Below are 25,068 nucleotides of genomic sequence, written 5' to 3' on the forward strand. Positions count from 1 at the left end.
TACTTCTACTGCTACCTCAGGGACGCCGTCATGATCCTGGCCATCACCGGTGGCACCGGGTTCGTCGGCAGCCACCTGATCGACCACGCGCTGGAGACCGGCCACACCGTCCGCGCGCTCGCCCGGAAGCCGCAGGCCAAGCGCATCGGCGTGACCTGGATCGAAGGCGCACTCGATCGCCCGAAGAGCCTCGCGACCTTGGTCGAGGGCGCCGACGCGGTGATCCACGTCGCCGGCGTGGTCAACGCACCCGACCGGGCGGGCTTTGGCAAGGGCAATGTCGCCGGCACCGAAGGCATCCTCCAGGCGACTCGCGCCGCCGGCATCCGCCGCTTCATCCACGTCTCCTCGCTCGCCGCGCGCGAGCCGGCGCTGTCGAACTATGGCTGGTCGAAGGCCGAGGCGGAGACGCGCGTTCAGATATCCGGGCTGGACTGGACGATCGTCCGCCCGCCCGCGATCTTCGGCCCGCGCGATCTCGAACTGCTCGACGTCTTCAGGGCCGCAAGGTCGGGCTATGTGCCGATGCCCCCTGCCGGCACGCGCGTCTCGCTGCTCTATGTCGAGGATCTGACCGCGCTGCTGCTCGCGCTCGCCGAGAGCGCCGACGCGCCGTCGATCATGGAGCCCGATGACGGCGTACCGAACGGCTGGGACAACCGCGATTTCGCGCGTGCGATCGGTACGGCGGTGAACGGGGCGGTCGGCAAGTCGGTCAGGGTGTTCTCCACGCCCCGCCCCCTCCTGAAGCTCGCATCCGCCGCGGACCGCCTCGTCCGGCGTCGCAAGGCCAAGCTCACGCGCGACCGGGTCAGCTATTTCTGCCATCCCGACTGGGTCTCGCACAAGCCGCCGCCGCCCGCGCTCTGGACGCCCTCGGTCCCGACGCCGCAGGCGCTCGCGCAAACCGCCGCATGGTATCGCGCGGCGGGGCTGCTATAGCGCCGAAAAGCCGCCGCAATTCCCTGTCAGGACTGCGTGGCGACACCCGGAAGGATTATAATGAGCGACCGCCAGCAGATCTACGACACCGTCACCGCGCAGATCGAGCCGTTCAATAAAAAGGGCGTCGCGCTGACCGATGCGACGACGTTCCAGGGCGACCTGGAGTGGGACAGCCTGACGGTCATGGATTTCGTCGCGGCGATCGAGGACGAATTCGACATCATCATCACGATGAACATGCAGGCCGAGATCGAGACCGTCGGCCAGCTGGTCGATGCGGTCGCGAAGTTGAAGGCCGCCTGAGCAAGCCCAAGGCCCCCGCCCCCCGTTCGGGCTGAGCGCAGTCGAAGCCGCGCCCGAGCGGCCACCCTTCGACTTCGCTCGGGGCGAACGGGGGGCGGGGGACCGGGATACATTCCAACCTGTGGAATCGATAGAATGACCGAAGCCGCCACCACTGCCCACGCCCTGCCCGTCGACGCTCCCGAGTTCGCGCCGGAACGCGATCTCATGAGCAAATTCGACGCGCTGATCGCCGAACGCGAGGCGCTGATCGCCAGCGGCGTGCGCAATCCGTTCGCGATCGTGATGGACGAGGTGAAGGGGCCGACCCAGGCGGTGATCCGCGGCAAGGACACGATCCTGCTCGGCACCTACAACTACATGGGCATGACGTTCGACCCCGACGTCATCCAGGCCGGCAAGGACGCGCTCGACGCGTTCGGATCGGGCACCAACGGCAGCCGGATGCTCAACGGCACGTTCCACGATCATATCGACGTCGAACAGGCCTTGCGCGAATTCTACGACATGACCGGCGCGATCGTGTTCTCGACCGGGTACATGGCCAATCTCGGGATCATCTCGACGCTCGCCGGCAAGGGCGAATACGTCATCCTCGACGCCGACAGCCACGCCTCGATCTACGACGGCTGCAAGCAGGGCAACGCCGAGATCGTCCGCTTCCGCCACAACGACGTGACCGATCTCGACAAGCGGCTCGGTCGCCTGCCGAAGGAGGCCGGCAAGCTGGTGGTGCTCGAAGGCGTCTATTCGATGCTCGGCGACATCGCCCCGCTCAAGGAAATGGTCGCGGTCGCCAAGAAACATGGCTGCATGGTGCTGGTCGACGAGGCGCATTCGATGGGCTTTTTCGGCCCCAACGGGCGCGGCGTGTACGAGGAGATGGGGCTCACCGACGAGGTCGATTTCGTCGTGGGGACGTTCTCGAAGTCGGTCGGTACGGTCGGCGGGTTCGTCGTGTCGAACCATCCGAAGTTCGAGATGGTACGGTTCGCCTGCCGTCCGTACATCTTCACCGCCTCGCTGCCGCCATCGGTGGTCGCGACCGCCGCGACCTCGATCCGCAAGCTGATGACCGCGAACGACAAACGCGCGCAGCTCTGGAAGAACGCGCGGCGGCTGCATGGCGGGCTGAAGGCGATGGGGTTCAAGCTGGGCACCGAGACGTCGGATTCGGCGATCATCGCGGTCATCCTGACCGACCAGCAACAGGCGATCGCGATCTGGCAGTCGCTGCTCGAAGGCGGGCTGTACGTGAACATGGCGCGCCCGCCGGCGACGCCTGCGGGGACGTTCCTGCTGCGGTGTTCGCTGTGCGCGGAGCATACCGACGAGCAGATCACGACCATCCTCGGGATGTTCGAGGCGGCCGGGCGTGCGGTCGGGGTGATCGGCTAACCCTCGATCCTCCCCCGCAAGGGGGAGGTGGCTGGCTCTTGCCAGACGGAGGGGGAGGCAAGGGAAACCTTCGCTCCGTGTCCTCCCCCCCCGTCACCTTCGGTGCCACCTCCCCCTGGCGGGGGAGGATCGGAAGAGCGGCCCCCCAAAAATCGAAATCATTGCGCGGGGGCAACGGCGCGCTAGGATAGCCGGGTGATGCGAAGCGAGGCCCAGACCGCGGCCCTGGGGGGCGGAGCGACCTGGCGGACCGTCACGCTGGTCGTGATGGGGCTGCTCGGCGCGGCGGTCCTCGTCGCCCTGATCGTGACACTCGGCAACGCCAATCGCCAGCGCGACCGCGCGCTCGAACTGCAAGCACACAGCTATGACGTGATGATCCTCGCCCGCACGCTGTCGGGCACGATCGCGCGGTCGGAGGCATCACTCGGGCGCTACGTCATCAGCGGCGACAAGCAGCTCGGGCAGCTCTATTTCGACGAATGGCTGCTGGCGGGCACGCAGATCGAGCGGCTCGACCGGATCACCAACGACAATCCCGAACAGCAACCGCGGATCGACCGCCTGCGCGCCGCCTATGACGCCCGCGGGCGCGAATTGTCGCTGACCGCGCTCAACACGAGCTACGGCAAGAACGGCCAGGCGCTCGCGCGCTATTACCAGGCGCGGAAGGCACCGACGCTCATCGAGATCAACAAGACGCTCGACACGCTGATCGCCGGCGAGCGCGCGCTGCTCGACCAGCGGACGGCGGCGGCGATGGGATCGGTCGAGCGATCGAGCTGGGTCGCGGGCGTGCTCGCGGTGTTCGGCGTGCTGATCGTGCTGGGTGCGATCCTGCTCGGCTGGTTCACGATCCGCGCGGTCGGCGAGCGGGCCACGGCGCTGGCCGACGCCGAGCTGGAACGCGAGCGCGCCGACGAGCTGACCGCCGCCGTCGCCACCGCCACCGCCGAACTGCGCGTGCAGGAGGCCAAGCTGCGCCAGATCCAGAAGATGGAGGCGGTCGGCCAGCTCACCGGCGGCATCGCGCACGACTTCAACAACATGCTCGCCGTGGTGCTGGGCGGGCTGGAGCTTGCCCGGCGCAGCGTCGTCGCCGATCCGATGACGGCGCGCCGGCACATCGACAGCGCGACCGAAGGCGCGAACCGGGCGGCCGCGCTCACCCGCCGCCTGCTCGCGTTCAGCCGCGAGGATTCGCTGAAGCCCGAGCCGATCGACTGCGCCGCGCTGGTCGCGGGCATGTCCGACCTGCTCGACCGGACGCTGGGCGATGCGATCACGCTGGTGGCGCGCGACGAGGCTGCGGGCTGTTGCGTCCGCGCCGACCGCGTCCAGCTGGAGAACGCGGTCCTCAACCTCGCGGTCAACGCGCGCGATGCGATGAACGGCCGCGGCACGCTGACGATCGTCACCGGCACCGCGACGCTGGCTGCGGATCAGGTCGGCAAGTGCGCGGCGGGTGAGTACGTCACGATCATGGTCGCCGACGACGGCTGCGGGATGACGCCCGACGTGGCCGACCGCGTGTTCGAGCCGTTCTTCACCACCAAGGACGTCGGCAAGGGCACCGGTCTCGGCCTCAGCCAGATCTTTGCGCTGGTCCAGCAGTTGCAGGGCGAGGTCGGCATCGTCTCGGCGCCGGGCGAAGGCACCGCCGTCACGCTGTACCTGCCGCGCACCGTCGACGTCGTGCCCGCCCTCGTGCCCGTGCTGCCGACCGAGATCGCACCCGCCGCACCGCCGCCCCCCGCGATGCTCGACATCCTCGTCGTCGAGGACGATCCGCGCGTGCTGAGCGCGACGATCGGCGCGCTGGAGGAGATCGGCCACCGCGCGATCCCGTGCGACGATCCGCTCGCCGCCCCCGCGCTGCTCGCCGCGAACCCGGCGATCAGGCTGATCATCTCCGACGTGCTGATGCCGCGCCAGACCGGCCCCGAGATGATCGCCGCGCTTTCCCCGCTCTATCCGCACATCGCCGTGCTGTTCGTCACGGGCTTTGCGGGCGAGGTGAACGTCGCGCAGTTCGGTGGCCACGACGTGCTGCGCAAACCCTTCACGCTGAACGGTCTGGAGCGCGCGGTCGCGACGGCGATGGCCGCGGATCGTGCCACCTCCACGGCCACCGCTCAGCACGATCCGATCGCCGCGGAATGATCGTTCACTGATGCGGCGATAGGGGATGACGCTTCGCCCCTGCCCCTCTATACCCCGGCGACTCAGCATACCGAGCCGAACCCGCGCATGAAATCCATCGACCGCTACATGGCCCGGCTGATCGCGGTGCCGCTGTTCTCGACGCTGTTGATCGCCGTCATGCTGTTCGTGCTCGATCGTATGCTCGGGCTGTTCAATTTCGTCGCAACGCAAGGCGGCCCGATCAGCGTCGTGTGGCGGATGCTCGCCAATCTGCTGCCCGAATATCTGGGCTTGGGCATTCCGATCGGGCTGATGCTCGGCATCCTGCTCGCGTTCCGCCGGCTGTCGACGTCGTCCGAGCTCGACGTGCTGCGCGGCGTCGGCATGAGTTACAACCGGCTGCTGCGCGTGCCGTACATGTACACGATCGCGCTGGCACTGCTGAACTTGGCGATCGTCGGATACGTCCAGCCGATCGCCCGCTATTATTACGAGGGCCTGCGGTTCGAGCTGCGCACGGGGGCGCTCGGCGCGTCGATCAAGGTCGGCGAGTTCACGAATCTCGGCTCGCGGATGACGCTGCGGATCGAGGAGAGCAAGGACAAGGGGCGCGAGCTGTCGGGCATCTTCGTCCACGCATCGACCCAGACCGGCGATTGGCTGGGCGTCACCGCGGAGAAGGGCAAGTTCCTCGCGACCGACGATCCCAACGTCATCATCTTCCGCCTCGCCAACGGCACGCTCGTCCACGACAAGCCCGGTTTCAAGACGCCGCGCGTGCTGACCTTCACCAGCCACGATCTGCCGATCAACCTGCCCAAGTTCGAGAGTTTCCGTGTCCGTGGCGGGCGCAATCTGGAATATACGCTCCCTGAGCTCGCCAAGCAGGGGCAGCGTGGTGCGACGCTGGAGCAACGTGACGGCAGCCGGTCGGAGTTCCACTTCCGCCTCGCCGAAGTCGCGACGATGTTCCTGTTGCCGCTGCTCGCGCTCGCGCTCGGGGTACCGCCCAAGCGATCCTCGTCCGCGCTCGGCGTGTTCCTGTCGATCGTGATGATCGTCACCTATCACAAGGTGAACCAATATGCCGCGGACGTCGGCGAACTCGGGCGGATCGACCCGATCATCGCGCTGTGGGTGCCGTTCACGATCTTCGCCGGGCTGATCCTGTGGATGTATTACACCATTGCCTATGTCCCCGGCGGGCAACCGATCGGCGCGCTGGAACGCGTCTTCTCGAAGACGTTCAAGGCCATCACCAAGCGCATTCCGGGCTTCCGGCCTAAGTCGCAGACGAGCAAGACCGCATGAAAACCGTCAGCTTCTTCCCGTCGCGCACGGTCGCGATCTACATGGGCCGGATGTTCCTGGTGCGGACGTTCGCCGTGCTCGCCGCGCTCGTGCTGGTGCTCCAGGCGCTCGACCTGTTGAGCGAGTCGGGCGACATTTTGGCGTATCCCGGCAATGGCGACGCGCAGATCTGGCAATATGTCGCACTGCGCGTGCCGCAGATCGTGTCGCGGTTCCTGCCGTTCTCGGTGCTGCTGGGGACGATCCTGACGCTGATCACGATGAACCAGAACAGCGAGATCGTCGCGCTGAAGGGCTCGGGGCTGTCCGCGCATCAGGTGCTCGCACCGCTGCTGGTGGCGAGCTTCGGCGTGGCGATCATCAGCTTCGCGTTCAACGACCGGGTCGTGGCGCGCTCGACCGCGACGCTGAACCAGTGGCAGAAGGTGAATTACGGCAAGCTGCCGATCGATCGCGGCGACCGCGCGAACGTGTGGGTGCGCGACGGCGACGACCTAATCGAGGTGGCGCAGATCCGCGGGCGCGGCGACGCGACGCGGCTGGGCGGGATCACGTTGTACGATCGCACCGGCGGTAACCTGGTTGCGATCCTGCGCGCCGATCACGGCAAGCGTGCTCCCGGTGGCGGCTGGCTGATCGAGCCGGCGACACGGTTCGACGTGGCGCGCGGTTCGGTCACCAATCTCGGTTCGGTGGTGATCGCGAAGGACGTGCGGCCGGATCAGTTCACGCTGGCGAGCGTCGATGCGGACGGGCTGTCGTTCGGTGCGCTGAAGGCGGCCATCGGCGACCTCTCGGATGCGGGGCGGCCCACCAAGGCGCTCGAAGGGTCGTTGTGGCACAAGCTGTCGGGACCACTGTCGTCGGTCCTGATGCCGCTGCTGGGCGCGGTCGCGGCGTTCGGTATCGCGCGATCGGGCAAGCTGTTCGTGCGCGCGGTGATCGGGATGGGCCTGGGGTTCGCGTTCTTCGTCGCGGACAACTTCGCATTGGCGATGGGCAATCTTGGGGCGTATCCGCCGTTTCTCGCCGCGTGGGCGCCGTTCCTGCTGTTCTTCCTGATCGGGGAAGCGGTGCTGATCCGGTCGGAGGAATAGAGCGCTCCGTCACCCCGGACTTGTTCCGGGGTCCACGGTTCCGCAGACCCTATACGATCGATTTCGCGGACGGGTGGATGCCGGAACAAGCCCGGCATGACGTATCAGCGCCTAACCATCGTGCTGCGGGCGATCTTGCTCACCAGCCCCGGCAACCCCGGATAGCTCGCCTTGTGATACGGCGACATCGCGTCCAGCTCGGCCGAAATCCGGCGATGCGCCTCGCCCAGCGCATGATAGGGAAGCCCCGGCAGTAGGTGATGCAGCGCGTGATAACGCAGCCCGACTGGCGCCCACAGCGCGGGCAGCAACGCTGGCGGCGGCACGTTGACCGTGTCGAGATACTGCGCGGTCACCGTCATCGTCTCGCCGTCATTCTCCCACAGATGCGCGACCAGCGTGCGGACCTGGTTGAGCACCGCGAACGCCGACGCCACGCCGAGGATCGTCAGGAACGCACGCAGCGGCAGCACGCCCGTCACCGTGATCGCGATCAGCGTGATCGCCCACAGGCTCGCCGCGACCTCGAGACGGTTCCAATAGGCCTTCGCCTCACCCTCGGGCGCACGACGACGGAATTGCGGGTTGATCGCCAGCGCCGAATAGCGCTCGACCACCATCGTCCGCAGCTTCGACGAGAGCAGCGACAGCGGCGACAGGACCGCGAACCGGATGATCAGCGCGATCGGCGCCAGTGCCGACACGACGATGAACAGCGGCAGCGTCCACGGCTTCATCAGCGCGAGCGGCAGATATTCGGGATCCTCGACCGTGCCGTAGCGGGTCTTGGCGTGATGGAGGTTATGCACGCCCTCGTACATGAACGACGGCGTCAGCATCGGCACGCCGACGAGGATGTTCCAGCCAAGCCGGAAGTTCGGCACCGAGGCATGCTTCATGTGGCTAACTTCGTGGATAAAGCTCAGCCCACGGTACAGCCCGAGCACGGACGCGATCGCGGCGATCGCCGCCACCGCCGTCGAACCGCTCGTCGCGGCGACGAACAGCGCGCCATAGCCCAGTAGCATCGACGCGATCAGGTCGCCCCAATACACCGCCGGCCGGGGCTTAACGAGATCGCGCGTCAGGTCCGCCGCCGCGCGCAGCATCGCCTTGTCGTCGGCGATCCGCACGACACCCGCGCCGGGCGTTGCTGAGGCGCCGGGGTTTGCAGAGGCTGGAGCGGCCGTGCCGCGAGCGAGGCTGAGCGAGGTATCCATGGGCATGTCCATTGCTCGAAGATAGTGGCCGCAGCGTGGCATTTACAGGTTGCGGGCATGTCTTCGCGCGAGGAAACCCGATCACTCTGACCGGCTGCCGCGATGACGCAAGCGTCACTCGCCTTTACGCCGTACGCTGCTAGACACGCGCGACTGGGTTTTCAGGAACGACATATGGCTAAGCTTACGATCCGTCCGGTCGAGACGAAGAAGGACCGGAAAATCTTCATCGATCTTCCGTTCCGACTGTACGCCGACGATCCCAACTGGGTGCCACCGCTGAAGTCCGAGGCGCTCGGGCTGATCACGCCCGAGAAGAACGGCTGGTTCAGCCATGCCAAGGCGCAATTATTCGTCGCCGAGGAGGACGGCCGGGCGGTCGGCCGCATCTCCGCGCACATCGATACGCTCGCGCTGACGATGCCGCCCGAGCAGGGCTTCGGGCCCGGCGTCGGCCAATGGGGCCTGATGGAGGCCGAGCGGCAGGACATCTTCCAGGCGCTGCTCGCCCGCGCCGAGGACTGGCTGCGCGAACAAGGCATGACGCGGGCGCTCGGGCCGATCAGCATGTCGATCTGGGAGGAGCCGGGGCTGTTGATCGACGGTTACGATCATCCGCCGACGATCATGATGGGCCACGCCAAGCGCGAATATCGCGGCTGGATCGAATGGGCGCAGTATCGCCCGGTCAAACGGCTGATGACCTACGAGGTCGACGTCACGAAGCAGTTCCCGCCGATCGTCCAGCGGATCATCAAGTCGGGCGAGAAGAACCCACGGATCAGCGTCCGCAACGTCGACAAGACCAAGTTCGAGGAGGAGGCGGCGATCATCCTGTCGATCCTCAACGACGCGTGGCGCGACAATTGGGGGTTCGTGCCGTTGACCCCGCCGGAGATCAAGGACGTCGGCGTCAAACTGAAGCCGATCGTCTTCAACGACCTGATCCGGATCGCCGAGCTGGACGGCAAGCCGGTCGCGTTCATGATCACGCTTCCCGACCTGAACGAGGCGATCAAGCCGCTGAACGGCAGCCTTCTGCCGTTCGGCTGGGCGAAACTGTTGTGGTGGTTGCGCAAGCCCAAGGTGCGGACGGTGCGCGTGCCGCTGATGGGTGTCGTGAAGGAATTACAGGCGTCGCGGATGGCGAGCCAACTGGCCTTCATGATGATCGAATACATCCGCCGGGCCTCGGTCGAGCATTACGACGCTAAGCGTGCGGAGATCGGCTGGATTCTCGACGACAATCAGGGGATGCGGTCGATCGCCGAGACGATCGAGAGCCGGGTTAACAAGGTGTACCAGGTGTACGAGCGGACGCTGTAGGGGCGCAGTTTTGGCGGCGCTGGCGTCTTAGCGGGGCTGACGTCTTGGCGAGGCTGACTGCTTTCAGGAGCGACTTCCAGGGAGGGCTTACTTCCCCCCTCCCTGGAACGGAGGGGCCGGGGGTGGGTCGGCCCGCTTGAGCCAATGCCGTCTGGAGTGCGCGGACACCGACCCACCCCCAACCCCTCCCTTCCAGGGAGGGGGGAATGTCGGCCTGCATCCAGCCCGATCGGCCTTCAGATTCGTTAGACTCTAGACGTTCGACGGCAGGCACGGCCGTAATCGGCAAATCCGAACAAGCCAGCCTCCCCGGCGAAGGCCGGGGCCCAGTTGGAAAGCCCGGAATAACGAAACGCAACCTTCGTTACCGACGTCTCCCAACTGGACCCCGGCCTACGCCGGGGAGGTAACCGCAGCTGGGCCGGGCTACGTCCGAAGGCTGGATGGGGTCTCGCTCCTGCGACCGATGCTACCCACTACTCCCGCTTCCCCCTACCGAACGGCATCTTCAGCGTCACCGCTCCGCCCTGTCCGCTTGCGCCGGGCAGTTCGGTACGAATGGCGTGGACATTGCCCGCGCCGCCACCGGGCAACCGAAACGACAGTGGATCGCCGCGTGCAGGCTGGACCGGCTCGGCAAGCGTCCCGAGTCGACGGTCGGTCGGCCGCGCGCAGACCACGATCTCGCCGTCGGGATCGGCCTGCACCGGACACGGCATCGTCGCGCGCGCCACGCGCTTGCGCAGTTCCGGTGGCAGCGGCGGCCCGGCTACCGCCTGGAGCAGGAGCAGGCCGACCAGCATCTAGAACCTCCGCGATACCCCGGCATACACCCGCGCATCGGGGGTATCGTGGTTCAGCCCCGCAGCGCCGAGCATGTCGAACTGGAGATCGTCGCTCGCCATCCAGGCCAGCGACAGCGCGGCGAGCGCCTGCGACGTATGCCTTTCCGGATCGTCGTCGCGCAACGCCTGCAGCTCGCCGGTCAGCGTCACCGCCTTGGATACCGCGACCGACAGGCCGGCGGTCGAGCTATACGCCAGATGCCGGCCGTTGCCGTCCTGATCGACCGCCGCATCGATCTCCGGCGTCAGATCCAGCGATACGGAATCCGACAATTCGTAGGTCAACGGCACGAGAAACCCCGCGCCCCAGTCGCCCGCACCGATCGACGACCGCCCGACCGGCAGCGTGACGAACGGCAGCACCGATACCGACAGATCCGAGCCGTCCGGGTGGTGGAGGTTCGCCTTCATCCCCAGCGAAACGTCGCCGACTCCGTTCACCGAGTCGACCCCGGTCGAGTCGCGCATCCGGTCATGCCCGAACGGCGTCCAGCCGATCCGGGCCTCGATCGTGTCGCTGACGCCGACGCGGACCAGCGTGTCGCCGAACAGGATGTTGTCCTCGCGCGAGCCCGGCTGGTCGTCGCGCGTCCAGTCGGCCAGCGACGTCTCGACCGAGATGCGCCCCGGTGCGATCGTGCAGGCGGGCGTGTCGAGGCCCGGCCGATCCGGGCAATATTCGCGTTCCTGCGCTGCCGCATTACCGGGAAGAGTCGTCAGGGTAAGACCGAAAAGTGCGACGCCGAGCAGCAGTCGCCTCACCGCAACCGGACCCAGGTCGGCGCGTGGTCGCTGGCCTTTTCACGGCCGCGATACGCCTTGTCGACGCCGGCATCGATCATCCGGTCGGCGGCCTGCGGGCTGAGTAGCAGATGGTCGATGCGGAACCCGGCATCGCGCTGCCATGCGCCGGCCTGGTAATCCCAGAACGTCCAGACGCCGCCCTTCGGAAATTGCGTGCGGAGCGCGTCGGTCCAGCCCTGCGCGACGAGCGCACGGTAATGCTCGCGGCTTTCGGGCTGCATCAGCGCATCGTCCTGCATCGCGCGGACCGAGTAGGTGTCGTCGTCGTTGGCGATGACGTTGTAGTCGCCCGCGAGGATCGCCGGCTTTTCCTCGGCCAGCAGCACGCGCGCACGGTCGGCGAGACGGTCCATCCAGCGGAGTTTATAGTCGAATTTCGGGCCCGGCTGCGGATTGCCGTTGGGGAGATACAGCGCGGCGACGATCAGGCCGTCGACTTCCGCCTCGATATAGCGGCTATGCTCGTCCTCGGGTTCGCCTTCCAGACCACGCTGACGCAAGACAGGCGTGCCGCTCTTGGCGAGGATCGCGACGCCGTTCCACGCCTTCTGGCCGTGCCAGACAGCCCCGTAGCCGACCGCTTCCATGTCCGCGATCGGGAACGTCTCGTCGCTCGACTTCAGTTCCTGGAGGCATACGATGTCGGGCTGTTCTTCGACGAGATACTCGATCAGCCGCGGCAACCGCGCCTTGATGCCGTTGACGTTGTACGTGACGATTTTCATGGGACGGTCAGACCGAGAAGCTGGAGCCGCAGCCGCAACCGGACGCGGCGTTGGGGTTCTCGACCTTGAACGCGGCGCCGGCGAGCGACTCGACGTAATCGACCGCACAACCGCGGACGAGGTCGATGCTGACGCTGTCGACGACAAGCTTCACGCCGTCATGCTCGGCGATGACGTCGTCGGACTCGACCGAGTCGGCGAATCCGAATTTATACTGGAACCCGGAACAGCCGCCGCCGTCGACCGAGAGCCGGAGGATCGCCGGCTTCCCCTGCTTGACGGCGATCGCCGCGACGCGCGCCGCGGCGGAGGGGGTGAGAATGATGTCGGGAGCCAGCGTTGCCATGGCTTGGAGATAGGGGGTCGAGTAACCTGCGGCAACCTCGGGGTTTGTGTCCGAAAGGTTCCGGGACCGGGACCGGTGGCTCGCCGGTAGGACCGGCACTGCTGCCTCGGCGTAGGACCCGCACCGCCGCCTCGCCCGTCATCCCAGCGAAAGCTGGGATCTCATGCTGATGGTCCGTCCCCGTGGTGGGATATCCCAGCTTCCGCTGGGATGACGGGGATGCGTTGGGATGACGGGTGCGCTTTGGGAGAGGGGCGGGCGTAGATTTCTCAGGGTGTCGGTCGGACCAGCCCATGTACCCGTTCGTGCAACGTCTCCCCTCCCTGGAAGGGAGGGGTCGGGGGTGGGTCGGCTTCCGCATGGAGCGAGGGTGGCGGCACAAGCTGGCCTACCCACCCCCAGCCCCTCCCTTTCAGGGATGGGAGCCTCAAGCCCCAGTCAGCTCAATCCTGCGCGGCGGGGCCGCCGGTGGAGACGGGGATCGCGTTGACCGAGCGGTCCTGTGCGGCAAGCAGGTAATCCGCGGTCGTCAGGAAGGGGATCGGGTTGACGGCGTGGCCGTCGATACGGACTTCATAGTGAAGATGCGGGCCGGTCGAGCGGCCGGTGGAGCCCATCAGCGCGATCAGCTGGCCGCGGGTCACGCGCGTGTTGTCGGCGACCAGGATCTTCGAAAGGTGACCGTAGCGGGTGGCGATACCCTTGCCGTGGTTCAGCTCGACCATGTTGCCATAGCCGCCCTGGCGACCGGCGTGCGCGACGACACCGTCGGCGGTTGCGTAGATCGGCGTGCCGACCGGGCCGGGGATATCGACGCCGGCATGCATCGCCGCGGTGCCGCGGAACGGATCCGAGCGGATGCCGAAATTGCTGGTGAACGACAGCGAGTGGACGGGCTGGACCGACGGGATCGCGATCACGCCCTGCTGGGTGGCGTCGAGCTTCTTCCAGGTCTGGAACAGCGTGCGGAACTGCGCGTCGGCGCGGAGATCGGCACTGGCTTCCTCGGTGTTGGCGGCGATCATCGGACCACCGGTCGCGGCGCGGGCACCGTGCGCCTGGCTTGCGACCTGCTTAGCAGGCCCCCCGACCTGTGCTTCAGCGGCCGACGCGAACCCGGCGACACCCATCGTCGCGGCGATCGCATATTGCCCGATCGAAGAGAATGTACGCACCGCGAACACCGCCTTGAGGCGTGTCATGATGGCAGCAGCGGTAAAATCGACCATTGGTCCCCGACAAAAAAATGCAGGGCCGTTCGCCCCCAGGCGGACGGCTCCGAAACTCTGTCCTGACTCGCAGCCCCTCCGCGCACCAGACGAGTGGAGTTAGGCCGGATACCGCCGCGACGGGCAAGAGCGCGGCCCCGTTCGCGCGGCGGAGCGGCAGGCTGATACGGCGAGTTGATGGATTCGCCGGCCTGGCGCAGGGAACGATCGCAGAACGCCGCCGAAGGCCGACGGAATCTCCGCGAATCTCCGCCCGTTACCGCTAGCAGTTCAGAGCGCCTTTGCGGCTGCCAGCACGGCTTCGGCATGGCCCGGAACGCGGACCTTGCGCCACGTCTTCGCCAATGTGCCGTCGGCGCCGAACAGGAACGTCGCGCGCTCGATCCCCATGTACTTCTTGCCGTACATCGCCTTCTCGACCCAGACGCCGAACGCCTCGCAGGCGACGCCGTCGACATCGCTGGCGAGTCGTACGGTAAGCGCGTGCTTGGCGCTGAATTTCGCGTGGGAGGCTGGCGTGTCCTTCGAGATGCCGACGATCTTCACGCCCGCCGCCTCGAACGCGTCGGCAAGCGCGGAAAAATCCTTCGCCTCCGTGGTGCAGCCCGAGGTGTCGTCCTTCGGGTAGAAATACACCACGAGCGGCGCGCCGAGGCTCGCCAGCGACACGGCGGCCTCGTTGCCCGCATCGTTGATCGTGACCGTCACGTCCGGAATCTTCGACCCGTCATCCATCCTGCTCTCCCGTCACTTGCGCCCAGAACCGGCGCACGTCCTGCCGCGTCGATTCGAGCGTGGCAACCACCGCCGGCCAATCCGCGACCCCGATCGCGCGGGCGATCAGCTCTTGCGTCGCGTGGCCCGGCGGCGCGGCATCGGGCGCGACGAGGCGGAGCGTGACCAGCAACCGGGTCAGCACGTCGTGCGCGGCGCGCAACGTCGACGGGACGAGGCCTTCGGTCGCCAGCCGATCGATCGCGGTGCCGAGATTGGGATCGAAGCCGGCGCGGTTGGCGAGCTGGACGACGTGCACCGCGAACTCCAGGTCGACGAGACCGCCGGGGAGGAGCTTGGCATCGAGCGGCCCCTTGGGTGGCTTGTGCGCCGCCATGTCCGCGCGCATCGACCGCGCATCGGCGACCACGTCGCGGGTCGGGCGGTCGCCTTCGAGCACACCGCGCACGATGTCGGTCACCGCGGCGCGCGCGTCCGGCGAACCGAACACCGGCCGCGCCCGGGTGAGCGCCATATGCTCCCACGTCCACGCATCCTCGCGCTGGTAGCGGGCGAAGCTGTCGAGCGTGACGACCAGCGGCCCCTGCCCGCCCGACGGCCGCAACCGGGTGTCGATCTGGTAGAGCGGGCCCGCGGCCGTCGCGACCGACAGCGCCGCCGTCACGCGCTGCGCGAGGCGGTTGTAGTACAGGGTCGCGCCGAGCGGCTTCGGGCCATCCGACTCTGCCGCAAAATCGCCCGTAAACAGATAGATCAGGTCGAGATCGGACGCGTGCGTGAGCATCGCGCCGCCCATCCGCCCGAGCGCGAGGATGACGAGTTCGCTGCCCGGCACACTCCCATGCGCCTTGGCGAACTCGTCGATCGTCGCGCGCGCGAGCACGCCGATCGCCGCCTCCGCAACGCGCGCATAGCCGGCGGCGACGTGCAGCGGATCGGACGCGCCGGCGACGATCTGCGCCCCGAGCGCGAACCGCAGTTCGCCGACGACCCGGCGGACATGATCGAGCCGCGCCTGGTAATCGCCTCCGACCTCGCCCGCGCGCATCGCCGCCTCCAGCGCCGCGATATCGCCGACCGGCTCAAATGCGGTCGCGTCGATCAGCCCGTCGAGTAGATCCGGGCGCCGTCCGAGATCGTCGGCAAGCGTCGGCGCATGGCTGAGGATCGCGGCGAGCAACGTCGCCAGTCCGGGCCGCGCCTCCAGCAGGCGAAAGATGTTGATCGCGCTCGGCAGGCGTTCGAGCAGTGCATCTAGCCGCAACAACGCCGCCTGCGGCACCGGCGCGGTCGCAAACGCGGTGACCAAAGTCGGCAGCACCGCCTCCAGCGCCTCGCGCGCGGCCGGACTGCGCAGCGCCGGATACGCCCCACTCCGCCACGCCTCGATCCGGCGGCGCGCTGGCTCGGGCTCGTCGAACCCGGCGGCGGCGAGATCGGCCTCCAGCGTCACCGCGTCATGCGAGAACGCTGGGCGCGCGGTGTCGTCGAGCGCGTCGTAGATCCGGCCGGTCGCCGCCACCCGCGGGGCGAGCAACGCCAGCAGCGCGCCGGAATCCTCCAGCCCGTGCAGCTTGGCCACGCGGTCGAGCGCTTCCCCGGTCGGCAGCGCGTGCGTCTGGCGGTCGTCGATCATCTGCACGCGGTGCTCGATCGTCCGCAGCAGCGTGTAGCCGTCGATCAGCGCCTGCGACTCGTCGGCGCCGATCCAGCCTGCCTCCGCCAGTCGCGCGAGCGCATCGCGGGTTGCCGGCGCGCGGACGCTGCGATCGCGCCCGCCGTGGATCAGCTGGTGGATCTGCGCGAAGAACTCCGCCTCGCGGATGCCGCCCCGCCCGCGCTTCAGGTCATAGCCGGGACCAAACGCCTGCCCCTGCGAATGGTGATCGCGGATCCGTGCGGAGATGCCGCGGATCTCGCCGATCGCGCCGAAATCGAGCGCGCGTCGCCACACGAACGGCCGGATCGCATCGAGAAACCGCTGGCCGAGCGCGATATCACCCGCCGCCGCGCGGGCGCGGATGAACGCCGCGCGCTCCCACGGCAGCGCCTGCGCCTCGTAATAGCCGATCGCCGCCTCCATCGGCAGGACGATCGGCGTGATCTCGGGCGAAGGTCGCAACCGCAGGTCGACGCGCAGGACATAGCCATCGCCGTCGCGCGCCTGGAGCAGTTCGACGACGCGCTTGCCGATCCGCACTGCCGCCTGCTCGGGCTCCTCGCGCGGTTTCAGCGGCAGGGTCGCCGGATCGAACAGTAGGATCGGATCGATGTCCGACGAATAATTGAGTTCGCCACTCCCCTGCTTGCCGAGCGCGATCGCGGTAAAGCCGAGCGGCTCGGCACCGGGCGTCCGCTCCTCGATCGCCGCGCGGATCGCGGTGTCTAGCGCATGGTCGGCGAACCGCGTCAGGGCGCCGGTCACCGCGGTCAGGTCGAGCACGCCCGCGAGATCGCCGATCGCGACGTTCAACGCCATCGCCCGCCGTTCGAGCCTGAGCCGTTTTGCAACCGGCATGTCCGGGGTCGCACTGGATGCGTCCAGATCGAGCCGTCCTTGCGCGAGCGCCCGCGCAAGAACGGGCTCGCGGTCGAGGATCATGGCGAGAAAGGGGGACCAAAGACGTGCCCGGCCCAGCGCGTTGTTTATCGCATGTTCAGATTCGAGATCGTGCATGCTTCGCTACTATAGAAAGTAACGATGTCTTGACATGGGGAAGCAACGAAACCCGCAATCGACCGTTCTTACGTGCATGACCTACGCACTACACATGATCAGCGGTGACAAGAACGGGCGACAGACCGTCCGCGCCCCTCGTGTGACCGACGTTATAGGCTATGCACTACGCGGCGCATTCGATGAGCCGCGCGGCCTGCCGGACGATATGGTGCGGATGCTGCAGCAGATGGACCGCATTCGGCACTAATCGCGTCGATGGGCGTCGCAAGCCAAACCGAGCCGAGGGTCAACGACCCCGGCTGAGTTCCTCTACATCGCCCATGATCGAATCGAGCGCGGTCTTGCTCGTGTCGGTCTCGTGATCGCGACGCGACGGCAACGAGCCGTCGGTCAGGATCGTCTCCAGCGCGACACGGCCGCGTGCGACCCGGCTCTTGATCGTGCCGACCGCCACGTTGCAGATCTCTGCCGCCTCTTCATACGCGAACCCACCCGCACCGACGAGGATCAGCGCCTCGCGCTGCGGTTGCGGCAGATGCATGAGCGCGCGCTGCATATCGCCCAGCTCGACGTGACGATCCTGGCTTGCCGGTGCTGCGAGGATGCGGTCGGCGACCAGATCGTCCCACTCGCCCTTGAAGCGCGCACGACGCATCTGCGACAGATACAGATTGCGCAGGATGATGAAGGTCCATGCGCGCATGTTGGTGCCGGCCTGGAAGCGCAGACGCGCGGCCCAGGCCTTCAACAGCGTCTCCTGCACCAGATCGTCCGCGAGATCGCGGCTGCCCGACAGCGAACGGCCAAACGCCCGGAGATGCGGGATCACCTGGGCAAGCTGAACCTTGAACTCGGCATCCGACAGCGAGACGTGTTCGACCGGTACGACGACCTCGTCGATCTCATCATCGGTGTCTGCACGCGGCGCAGGCTGGGTCATGGTAATCCAATCAATCCCGATAAAACTGCCGAGCTGAGCGACAGACATAGACGCGGGTTACCAGCATTGCCAGTGACCTACGCAGAATTCAGATTAGCGGAGGACGAGAAATCCGAAGATCACGATGACCAATACCAGCGAGATCGCCAGTATATATCGGGTCATGTGAGGGGTGGATCCCGCTCTCGCGTCATCGGTCTCGATATGGATCGGTTCGTTTGGATCAGCCATGTCCCCTAAACCATCGAGAACCGTTTTGGGTCCGTAACCGTCTGGCGAAAACGGACCCGATATATGGCGACGATCAGGCGGTCGGAACGGTTGCCTGGTCGAAGAACAACGCCTGGCTGATGGCGGCCTTGACGGTCGAACGCTGGAACGGCTTGGTGATCAGGAACGTCGGCTCGGGACGTTCGCCAGTCAGCAGGCGCTCGGGGAACGCGGTGATGAAGATCACCGGGACCTCGAACTCGGCCAGGATGTCCTTGACCGCGTCGATGCCTGAGCTGTCGTCGGCGAGTTGGATGTCGGCGAGCACGAGGCCCGGCCGCGTTTCCATCGCCAGCGCGACCGCCTCGTCGCGGGTGACCGCAACGCCGGTAACGTCGTGGCCGAGATCGCGAACGATCGTCTCGATATCCATCGCGATGATCGGCTCGTCCTCGATGATCAGGACCTTCGCGCGGGTCTGGTTCTCGATTTCCGACAATGCATCGGCGACGAGGTCGTCGACTTCACTCGCATCGACTTCGATCAGGTATGCCGCGTCCTCGGGCGTGAAGCCTTCCATCGCGGTCAGCAACAGAGCCTGACGCGACAGCGGCGTCATCCGTGCGAGACGCGCGCGGGCGACGGCTTCATGACCCTCCGCCTCACTGAAACTCTCGTCACCGACCTCATCGAAATTCGCCGAGTTCCAGATCGCCTGGAACATCCGGTACAGGCCGAGACGCGGATCGACGTCGCGCGGAAATTCTTCCGGTGCGGCGACGATCGCCTCCAAGGTAGCGCGCACATATTTGTCGCCATGCATCTGGCTGCCGGTCAGGGCCCGGCCATAGCGCCGCAGAAAGGGAAGGTGCGGTGCGAGTTGCTGTCCTAAAGACATGGGTAACGAATACTCCCTGATCTTGTGCGGCCCCTCATGTGTCGGGCGGCTCGCGTCATTGCAATGGCATCGGTCGAAAATGCTACCGGTCCGTCCGTTCCGGGTGCATCATTGCCCGGCGAGCGAACGGAATGACACGGGAATGCGGATTTTTCGGTCGAACGTGGAACTATCGAGATGCTATTTGGTTTCACGAGCATCTTTTCGCGAGTGTGCAGCCTGATGCCCGAGGGTCCAGCCATACTCATCGTCATCTGATTGGTTTGCGTCGTGCAGGGGGAAGTTTTGAGTTTGGGCCACGACACGGAGAAGACAGTGCCTGCAACGAAGCCCCCGAAGATCCAGAACAAGGATCAGCAAATGGGCTCGGCGCTGCGCTCGGTTTATCAGAAGACCGTCGACGAAGCGATTCCCGACGATTTGCTCGACCTCCTCGGCAAGCTAGACTGACGGCGGGCCGCATGGCCTCGCCACCCGACAAGACCCCGACACTACAGGCAGACACCGTGGCCGAACGCCGTTTCATCTCGGCGATGGGTCGCCTGCCGACCGGTGCCAAGCTTTTCCTGATCATCAGCGCCGCGCTCCTGCCGCTGGCGCTGATCGCGGTCTTCGCGACCTTGCAGACCACCCGCCTCGCCGATGCCGAGGCGCGCGCACGCCTGCGGGTCACCGCGAACGAGAGCGCGCGCGCGATCGCGATCGAACTCGTCGGCGACATGACGGCCTTGCGGGTCGCGGTGAACGCGCTCGGTACCGATCCCGCCGACGCACCCAGCTGCGCCCGTGCGCAGGGCGTGTTCGCGCAGCAATCCTCGGCCGGCACGCGCTTCATCATCACCGATCGCAAGGGCAACGTCCTGTGCGGTGTCCCGCTGCCCAATCCGGTCACGCTCCGACAGGACGACATGCCGATCGCCGCCGCGATCGTTCCCGACAATGGCCTGCTGCTCGCGATTTCCGGCCCCGGCGGCGATACGTCCGCCCGCGCCTATTTCCCGCGCCCCTTCCTCGAGAAGATCGGGCAGCCATCGACCCGTGCATCGGCCTTCAGCAGCGCGATCGTCCTCGACGAGGATTCGCTGCATCTGGAGACGATCCCGAACGAACGCCCGCTCGATCGCATGGAGACGATGCGGACCGAGCTCGGCGTCGCGGGCCTTGCCCTGCGCACCAGCATCCGCAGCGCGCCCGTCACGTCCTCGCTGATCGTCGCGATGCTGCTGCCGCTGCTGATGTGGATCGCCGCGGCGAGCATCGCGTGGTTCGTCGTCGACCGCCTGCTGATCCGCCCACTGCGTCGCCTGCGCGGTGCGGTCGCCGCCTTCACGCCCGGCGAGGAACTCGACTTCGGCACCGTCCATACCCTGCCCGCGCAGGAGATCCGCGAGCTTGGCGAGACGTTCCAGGCGATCAGCCGTACCGTCGCGCTGCACGAGGCCGGGCTCGCCGAAGGGTTGGTCCGCCAGACCAAGCTGACGCGAGAAGTTCACCACCGGGTGAAGAACAACCTCCAGGTCATCTCCAGCCTGATCAACTTCCACGCTCGCAGCGCGCCGAGCGCCGATGCGACCGCGGCCTATTCCTCGATCCAGCGCCGCGTCGATGCACTCGCCGTCGTCCACCGCAATCACTTCGCCGAACTCGAGGAAAATCGCGGACTGAACCTGCGGACGATGATCGGCGAACTCTCCGCCAACATCCGCGCGACCGCCTCCGATCGGTCGCACGGGCTGGGCATCACGCTCGATGTCGATCCGTATCTGGTCAACCAGGACGTCGCGGTCGCCATCGCCTTCCTCGTGACCGAGACGATCGAGCTGGCGATGACGTGCGATCCCGCCGCGCAGATCCGGATCGTCGTGAAGCCCGCCGACAAGCTCGCCGACAAACCCGATCGCGCGCTGCTGCGGGTCGTGTCGCGGGCCCTGGTCGAGAGCGATGCGTTGCGCGAGGCCGCTTCGCGCTACGGACGCGTGATGGAGGGCCTGTCGCGCCAGTTGCGCTCGCCGCTCCATCACGATCCGCTGGTCGGGGCCTACGAGATCGCCGTCGCCATCACCGGCCGCGACTGACTCGGGAAGTCTTGCGGCGTTTCCTGCCGCAACGTTAACCAATTCAAATTAAACTCGGATTTTTAATCGCGATTCTCGAAAAACGCGGGAACCGACGTCGGCCGTCGCCGTTCTACACTTCGGATAGCGAATTTATGCCCCCCCGCTCTCGCTATCCAGAACACAGGCCCGGTAGCATCACCCTTCCCCCCCCTGGTGATGCTTCCGGGCCTTTATCGTTCGGACGAGCGCCAGCGCCTTTTAGACTAGCGGCAGCCCCCTCCCCCTTAAGCGTCACAAATCGCACGCCTTCTGGTTTCGGCATCGGAACGAATGCGGCGCCCGAACATTTCACCTCCGGTGGCATTCAAGCCCTTCTTGGAGGAAGTATCATGCGTAAGTTGGTTGGACTGGCCGTCGTCGCAGGCGCGCTCATGGTTTCGGCATGCAACACCGTCGAGGGTGCAGGCAAGGACGTCGCATCGGCCGGCAAGACCGTCGCGAAGACCGCAGACGGCGCCAAGTAAGCCCTTGCGCTTCTGGTAATGGAACGGGGCCCGGTGCACACGCACCGGGCCCCGTTTTCGTATCGGCGTTTTGCGTTCTTAACTCTCGACCTTAACTCTCGACGATGTCGGTGGACTCGCCCTCGACCGCCTTGGCCTTCGCCCGGCTGCGCTCGGTGAACCAGATCCCGATCAGCGCCATCTCGTACAGGATCACCAGCGGGATCGCGAGCAACAGCTGCGACCCGATATCCGGCGGCGTCAGCACCGCGGCGATCGCGAACGCGGCGACGATCGCGTAGCGCCGCGCACCGATCAGCTGTTTCCGCGTAACGATCCCGGCCCGCTCCAGCAGCATCAGCAGCACCGGCAGCAGGAACGAGATCCCGAAGCCGAACAGGAACTGCATGGTGAACGACAGATAATTGCCGATCGCCGGCAGCGCCTCGCGGTGAATCCCGCCGACCATCCCGTCGAACCCGAGCAGGAAGTGCAGCGCCATCGGGATCGCGATGTAATAGGCCATCGCCGCGCCGGTCAGGAACAGCACCGGCGTCGCGAGGATGAACGGGAACAGTGCCCGCTTCTCCTTCTTGTAGAGGCCGGGCGCGACGAATTGCCACAGCTGGTTCGCGATAACGGGGAACGACAGCATCATCGCCGCGAAGAACGCCACCTTGATCTGGACGAAGAACGCTTCGAAGATCTCGGTGTAAATGACCTTGTTCTGCCCCGCCGCGAGCAGCGGGTGGACCAGGAAGCCGAAGATATCCTCGGCGAAGTACATCGCGATCCCGAACGTCACGATCAGCGCGGCGATGCAATATAGCAGCCGCCGCCGCAGCTCGATCAGATGGTCGAGCAACGGCGCCCGGCTTGCGTCGATCTCGCTCATACTATGCTTTCGGCGTTATATGGGGCGATGATGGCGGAGCGGCTCATGATGGCGCCACGTCGGACTTGCCAGTCTTGTCGTCGCGGTGAGGCGCGGTCGTGACCGGCGTATCCAACGGCGTATCGAACAGGTCCGGGGCACGATGGCCGACGGGCTTGTGCTCCTGGTCGGCAGGCGCAGGCGATACCGCAGGCGGAGCGGCGGCGACCACTGGCTTCTCGACCATCACCGGCTCGTCCGTATGGTCATCGGAAACATGATCCCCGGACCGATAATCGCGGCGATACTCGTCGGTCTCCGGCGAATGCACGACCTGTGCGGTATCGACCGCGCCGTCCGTACCCGTCTGCGGATGCTCGCGCATGATGCGTTCGTTTTCCGACGCCCAGCGCTTTTCCATCTCCTCGAGTTCGGCCTCGCGGACCATCGAATCGAAGCCCGAGCGGAATTGCCGCGCGACACCGCGCGCCTTGCCGACCCAATAGCCGACCACGCGCATCGCCTTGGGGAGGTCCTTCGGACCGATCACGACGAGCGCGACGAATGCCACGAGCATGAACTCGGAGGGCGCGATATCGAACATTCAGCCGCGCCTATCTAGGGTCTTCAACTCTGCCAATTTCAAGCACGATCGCTTCAGGCAGGACGGTCGTCGCGGACGCGATTGCCGTCGCGATCGAACGCGGGATCGGCCGACTTCTGCGCTTCGATCCGCGCCGACGGCTTGGCCGGCGTCTCGTCGTCGGGCTCGGCCATGCCCTTCTTGAAGTTCTTAACGCCCTTGGCGACATCGCCCATCAGGCTGGAAAAACGACCGCCGCCAAGAAGGAGGATCGCGACGACCGCGAGGACGAGCAAGTGAATCGGGCTAAAACCGCCCATGGCCATTCTCCTGAAAACTGAACCCTATCTAAGGCTCATCCCGCCTCAATGCCAGAGATTGCGCCATTCCCACCGCCATCTTCGCTATCTTCGAGCCGATCGAAGGCGAGATCGACCGGATCGAGCAGCCCGGCGGCGCGCAGATCGTCGATCCCCGGCAGGTCGCGCCGGCTGGTCAGCCCGAAATGGACAAGGAATTCGGGGCTGGTCGCGAACATCAGCGGCCGTCCCGGCACCTCGCGCCGCCCCGCCGGCTTTACCCAGCCCGCCTCCATCAGCACGTCGAGCGTCCCCTTCGAGATCTGCACCCCGCGAATCGCCTCGATCTCGGCGCGCGTCACCGGTTCGTGATAGGCGATGATCGCCAGCGTCTCGATACCTGCGCGACTGAGCCGGCGCGGTTCCTCGCGGTCGCGACGGAGCATGTGCGCCATGTCCGGCGCGGTCTGGAACTGCCACCGCTCGCCGCGCCGCACGATATGGATACCGCGCCCGGCATAATCCGCGATGAGCCGGTCCAGCGCCGCGCGGACATCGCCCGCCCCGACATGCGCGCGGATCGAGTCCAGCGTCAGCGGGGTCTCGGCCGCGAACAGCACCGCCTCGACCGCCCGTACGAAATCATCCGGCGGCGTCACGCGCGCGCCCTCAGATAGAGCGGCGCGAACGGCGAGGCCTGGCGCAGTTCGATCTTTCCCTGTCGCGCGAGTTCGAGCGCAGCGACGAAGCTCGACGCGAGCGCGGATCGCCGTAGACGTTCTCCGGCTTCGGGCAGGAAGCTCTCGATCACGCTCCAGTCGATCCGTTCGCCGACCAGCATCGACACGCGCTCCAGCGCCGCCTCCAGCGTCATCACCTCGCGGTCGGCGACGACATGCATCACCGGCCGCGTCCGCGCGGAAATCCGACCGTAAGCGGCGATCAGGTCGAAGATCTCCGCCTGCCACGCCGCCTTCCGCACCGTCCGCAGCCCCTCGGGTGCCCCCCGCAGGAACACGTCGCGGCCGGTCCGATCGCGCGCCATCAGCCGCGCGCCGGCCTCGCGCATCGCACTCAGCCGCTCGAGCCGCAGTTGCAGCCGCAGCGCGAGTTCTTCCGGGTCCGGCTCGGCGAGCGGATCGCGCGGCAACAGCAACGCCGATTTGAGATACGCCAGCCACGCCGCCATCACGAGATAGTCCGCCGCCAGTTCCAGCTTCAGCGCGCGCGCGGAATCGACGTAGGCGAGATACTGCTCGACCAGCGCGAGGATCGAAATCTTCCGCAGATCGACCTTCTGCCCGCGCGCGAGCGACAGCAACAGATCGAGCGGCCCTTCCCACCCGTCCAGATCCAGCGTCAGTTGGGCGTCGTCCATGACGCCGCGATACAGGATCGCCCGCGGTTCGGCATCCGCGAAAGCAAGGGTGAGCGGGAGACTCGTGTCGCTCGCATGTGCCCAGTAAACATCCGGTACCGCGACCTATTCCGCATCAGATTTCTGCATAGCCGTGTGGCCCGGTTCTCCGCCGTTTTCGGATCGATGCAAAAGTTGTGAGTTTTGCATCACGCATGACCGAGATTGGGAGGAAAGC

Annotated in this window: 26 protein-coding genes; 11 read left to right on the plus strand and 15 right to left on the minus strand. The window is 66.4% G+C overall.

Annotated features, from left to right (window positions below; genetic code table 11):
• Positions 1–30: 30 nt before the first annotated feature.
• The 6 genes from NLI89_RS18795 (at position 31) to lptG (ending at position 7,199) form a co-directional block, all read left to right on the plus strand.
• Positions 31–942: an NAD-dependent epimerase/dehydratase family protein gene (locus NLI89_RS18795; RefSeq protein WP_254688394.1), complete on the plus strand. Its 912-nt coding sequence runs from the start codon at positions 31–33 to the stop codon at positions 940–942.
• 60 nt (positions 943–1,002) lie between these two features.
• Positions 1,003–1,248, plus strand: coding sequence for an acyl carrier protein (locus NLI89_RS18800; RefSeq protein ID WP_055880859.1), 246 nt, complete (start codon positions 1,003–1,005; stop codon positions 1,246–1,248).
• 135 nt (positions 1,249–1,383) lie between these two features.
• Entirely contained in the window at positions 1,384–2,646 is a 1,263-nt protein-coding gene (gene spt / locus NLI89_RS18805; protein ID WP_254688377.1) for a serine palmitoyltransferase, read from the plus strand.
• A 198-nt stretch (positions 2,647–2,844) separates the two neighbouring features.
• Positions 2,845–4,809 carry an ATP-binding protein gene (locus NLI89_RS18810; RefSeq protein WP_254688378.1) on the plus strand — a complete coding sequence of 655 codons (1,965 nt, stop codon included), beginning with the start codon at positions 2,845–2,847 and terminating at the stop codon, positions 4,807–4,809.
• 87 nt (positions 4,810–4,896) lie between these two features.
• Positions 4,897–6,102, plus strand: coding sequence for an LPS export ABC transporter permease LptF (lptF, locus tag NLI89_RS18815; RefSeq protein ID WP_254688379.1), 1,206 nt, complete (start codon positions 4,897–4,899; stop codon positions 6,100–6,102).
• Positions 6,099–7,199: an LPS export ABC transporter permease LptG gene (gene lptG / locus NLI89_RS18820; RefSeq protein WP_254688380.1), complete on the plus strand. Its 1,101-nt coding sequence runs from the start codon at positions 6,099–6,101 to the stop codon at positions 7,197–7,199. Before lptF ends, lptG begins: the two co-directional genes overlap by 4 nt.
• Positions 7,200–7,303: 104 nt before the next feature.
• On the opposite strand, the gene NLI89_RS18825 is transcribed toward lptG, so the two are convergent.
• Entirely contained in the window at positions 7,304–8,419 is a 1,116-nt protein-coding gene (locus NLI89_RS18825) for a fatty acid desaturase family protein (RefSeq protein WP_254688395.1), read from the minus strand.
• A gap of 174 nt (positions 8,420–8,593) precedes the next feature.
• Here NLI89_RS18825 and NLI89_RS18830 point away from each other — a divergent pair, with 174 nt between their 5' ends.
• The gene (locus NLI89_RS18830; protein WP_254688381.1) at positions 8,594–9,745 is read left to right on the plus strand and encodes a GNAT family N-acetyltransferase; all 1,152 of its coding nucleotides are present in this window, start codon (positions 8,594–8,596) and stop codon (positions 9,743–9,745) included.
• 476 nt (positions 9,746–10,221) lie between these two features.
• On the opposite strand, the gene NLI89_RS18835 is transcribed toward NLI89_RS18830, so the two are convergent.
• The 7 genes from NLI89_RS18835 to NLI89_RS18865 all read right to left on the minus strand — a co-directional run bounded on the left by NLI89_RS18835 (position 10,222) and on the right by NLI89_RS18865 (position 17,031).
• The gene (locus NLI89_RS18835; protein WP_254688382.1) at positions 10,222–10,548 is read right to left on the minus strand and encodes a hypothetical protein; all 327 of its coding nucleotides are present in this window, start codon (positions 10,546–10,548) and stop codon (positions 10,222–10,224) included.
• Positions 10,549–11,352 (minus strand): transporter, encoded by an 804-nt coding sequence (locus NLI89_RS18840; protein ID WP_368077304.1) that lies wholly within the window; start codon positions 11,350–11,352, stop codon positions 10,549–10,551.
• Complete coding sequence (gene xth / locus NLI89_RS18845; protein WP_254688383.1) at positions 11,349–12,119, minus strand: exodeoxyribonuclease III; 771 nt, start codon at positions 12,117–12,119, stop codon at positions 11,349–11,351. The genes NLI89_RS18840 and xth overlap by 4 nt, the downstream gene beginning before the upstream one ends.
• A 7-nt stretch (positions 12,120–12,126) precedes the next feature.
• On the minus strand, positions 12,127–12,465 hold the full coding sequence (erpA, locus tag NLI89_RS18850; protein WP_187504898.1) for an iron-sulfur cluster insertion protein ErpA: 339 nt from the start codon (positions 12,463–12,465) through the stop codon (positions 12,127–12,129).
• 443 nt (positions 12,466–12,908) lie between these two features.
• Positions 12,909–13,667 carry a M23 family metallopeptidase gene (locus NLI89_RS18855; RefSeq protein ID WP_254688384.1) on the minus strand — a complete coding sequence of 253 codons (759 nt, stop codon included), beginning with the start codon at positions 13,665–13,667 and terminating at the stop codon, positions 12,909–12,911.
• 297 nt (positions 13,668–13,964) lie between these two features.
• The gene (locus NLI89_RS18860; RefSeq protein ID WP_254688385.1) at positions 13,965–14,429 is read right to left on the minus strand and encodes a peroxiredoxin; all 465 of its coding nucleotides are present in this window, start codon (positions 14,427–14,429) and stop codon (positions 13,965–13,967) included.
• The gene (locus tag NLI89_RS18865) at positions 14,422–17,031 is read right to left on the minus strand and encodes a bifunctional [glutamine synthetase] adenylyltransferase/[glutamine synthetase]-adenylyl-L-tyrosine phosphorylase (protein ID WP_439144545.1); all 2,610 of its coding nucleotides are present in this window, start codon (positions 17,029–17,031) and stop codon (positions 14,422–14,424) included. The genes NLI89_RS18860 and NLI89_RS18865 overlap by 8 nt, the downstream gene beginning before the upstream one ends.
• A 169-nt stretch (positions 17,032–17,200) precedes the next feature.
• On the opposite strand from NLI89_RS18865, the gene NLI89_RS18870 reads away from it, so the two are divergent.
• Entirely contained in the window at positions 17,201–17,356 is a 156-nt protein-coding gene (locus NLI89_RS18870) for a hypothetical protein (RefSeq protein WP_254688387.1), read from the plus strand.
• Between the two features lie 39 nt (positions 17,357–17,395).
• Here the strand turns inward: NLI89_RS18870 and NLI89_RS18875 are convergent, their stop codons facing one another.
• On the minus strand, positions 17,396–18,049 hold the full coding sequence (locus NLI89_RS18875) for a sigma-70 family RNA polymerase sigma factor (protein WP_187504894.1): 654 nt from the start codon (positions 18,047–18,049) through the stop codon (positions 17,396–17,398).
• Positions 18,050–18,353: 304 nt separating this feature from the next.
• Positions 18,354–19,157 (minus strand): response regulator, encoded by an 804-nt coding sequence (locus tag NLI89_RS18880; RefSeq protein WP_254688388.1) that lies wholly within the window; start codon positions 19,155–19,157, stop codon positions 18,354–18,356.
• 315 nt (positions 19,158–19,472) lie between these two features.
• On the opposite strand from NLI89_RS18880, the gene NLI89_RS18885 reads away from it, so the two are divergent.
• From NLI89_RS18885 to NLI89_RS18895, 3 genes are all read left to right on the plus strand, one after another.
• Entirely contained in the window at positions 19,473–19,607 is a 135-nt protein-coding gene (locus tag NLI89_RS18885; protein WP_254688389.1) for a NepR family anti-sigma factor, read from the plus strand.
• An 83-nt stretch (positions 19,608–19,690) separates the two neighbouring features.
• Positions 19,691–21,232 carry a sensor histidine kinase gene (locus tag NLI89_RS18890; RefSeq protein WP_254688397.1) on the plus strand — a complete coding sequence of 514 codons (1,542 nt, stop codon included), beginning with the start codon at positions 19,691–19,693 and terminating at the stop codon, positions 21,230–21,232.
• 371 nt (positions 21,233–21,603) lie between these two features.
• Positions 21,604–21,738 carry an entericidin A/B family lipoprotein gene (locus NLI89_RS18895; protein ID WP_214655136.1) on the plus strand — a complete coding sequence of 45 codons (135 nt, stop codon included), beginning with the start codon at positions 21,604–21,606 and terminating at the stop codon, positions 21,736–21,738.
• Positions 21,739–21,829: 91 nt separating this feature from the next.
• Here the strand turns inward: NLI89_RS18895 and tatC are convergent, their stop codons facing one another.
• From tatC to NLI89_RS18920, 5 genes are read right to left on the minus strand one after another with little or no spacing between them, the layout of a single operon-like run.
• Positions 21,830–22,612 (minus strand): twin-arginine translocase subunit TatC, encoded by a 783-nt coding sequence (gene tatC, locus NLI89_RS18900; RefSeq protein ID WP_254688390.1) that lies wholly within the window; start codon positions 22,610–22,612, stop codon positions 21,830–21,832.
• 43 nt (positions 22,613–22,655) lie between these two features.
• Positions 22,656–23,195 (minus strand): Sec-independent protein translocase protein TatB, encoded by a 540-nt coding sequence (tatB, locus tag NLI89_RS18905; protein WP_254688391.1) that lies wholly within the window; start codon positions 23,193–23,195, stop codon positions 22,656–22,658.
• Between the two features lie 53 nt (positions 23,196–23,248).
• The gene (locus NLI89_RS18910; protein ID WP_187504890.1) at positions 23,249–23,494 is read right to left on the minus strand and encodes a twin-arginine translocase TatA/TatE family subunit; all 246 of its coding nucleotides are present in this window, start codon (positions 23,492–23,494) and stop codon (positions 23,249–23,251) included.
• A gap of 35 nt (positions 23,495–23,529) precedes the next feature.
• Positions 23,530–24,132: an SMC-Scp complex subunit ScpB gene (gene scpB / locus NLI89_RS18915; protein WP_254688392.1), complete on the minus strand. Its 603-nt coding sequence runs from the start codon at positions 24,130–24,132 to the stop codon at positions 23,530–23,532.
• Positions 24,129–24,851, minus strand: coding sequence for a segregation and condensation protein A (locus tag NLI89_RS18920; RefSeq protein ID WP_056055791.1), 723 nt, complete (start codon positions 24,849–24,851; stop codon positions 24,129–24,131). The genes scpB and NLI89_RS18920 overlap by 4 nt, the downstream gene beginning before the upstream one ends.
• Positions 24,852–25,068: the final 217 nt, after the last annotated feature.

It is taken from the genome of Sphingomonas faeni (assembly GCF_024273235.1).
GTDB classification, from domain to species: domain Bacteria; phylum Pseudomonadota; class Alphaproteobacteria; order Sphingomonadales; family Sphingomonadaceae; genus Sphingomonas; species Sphingomonas faeni_A.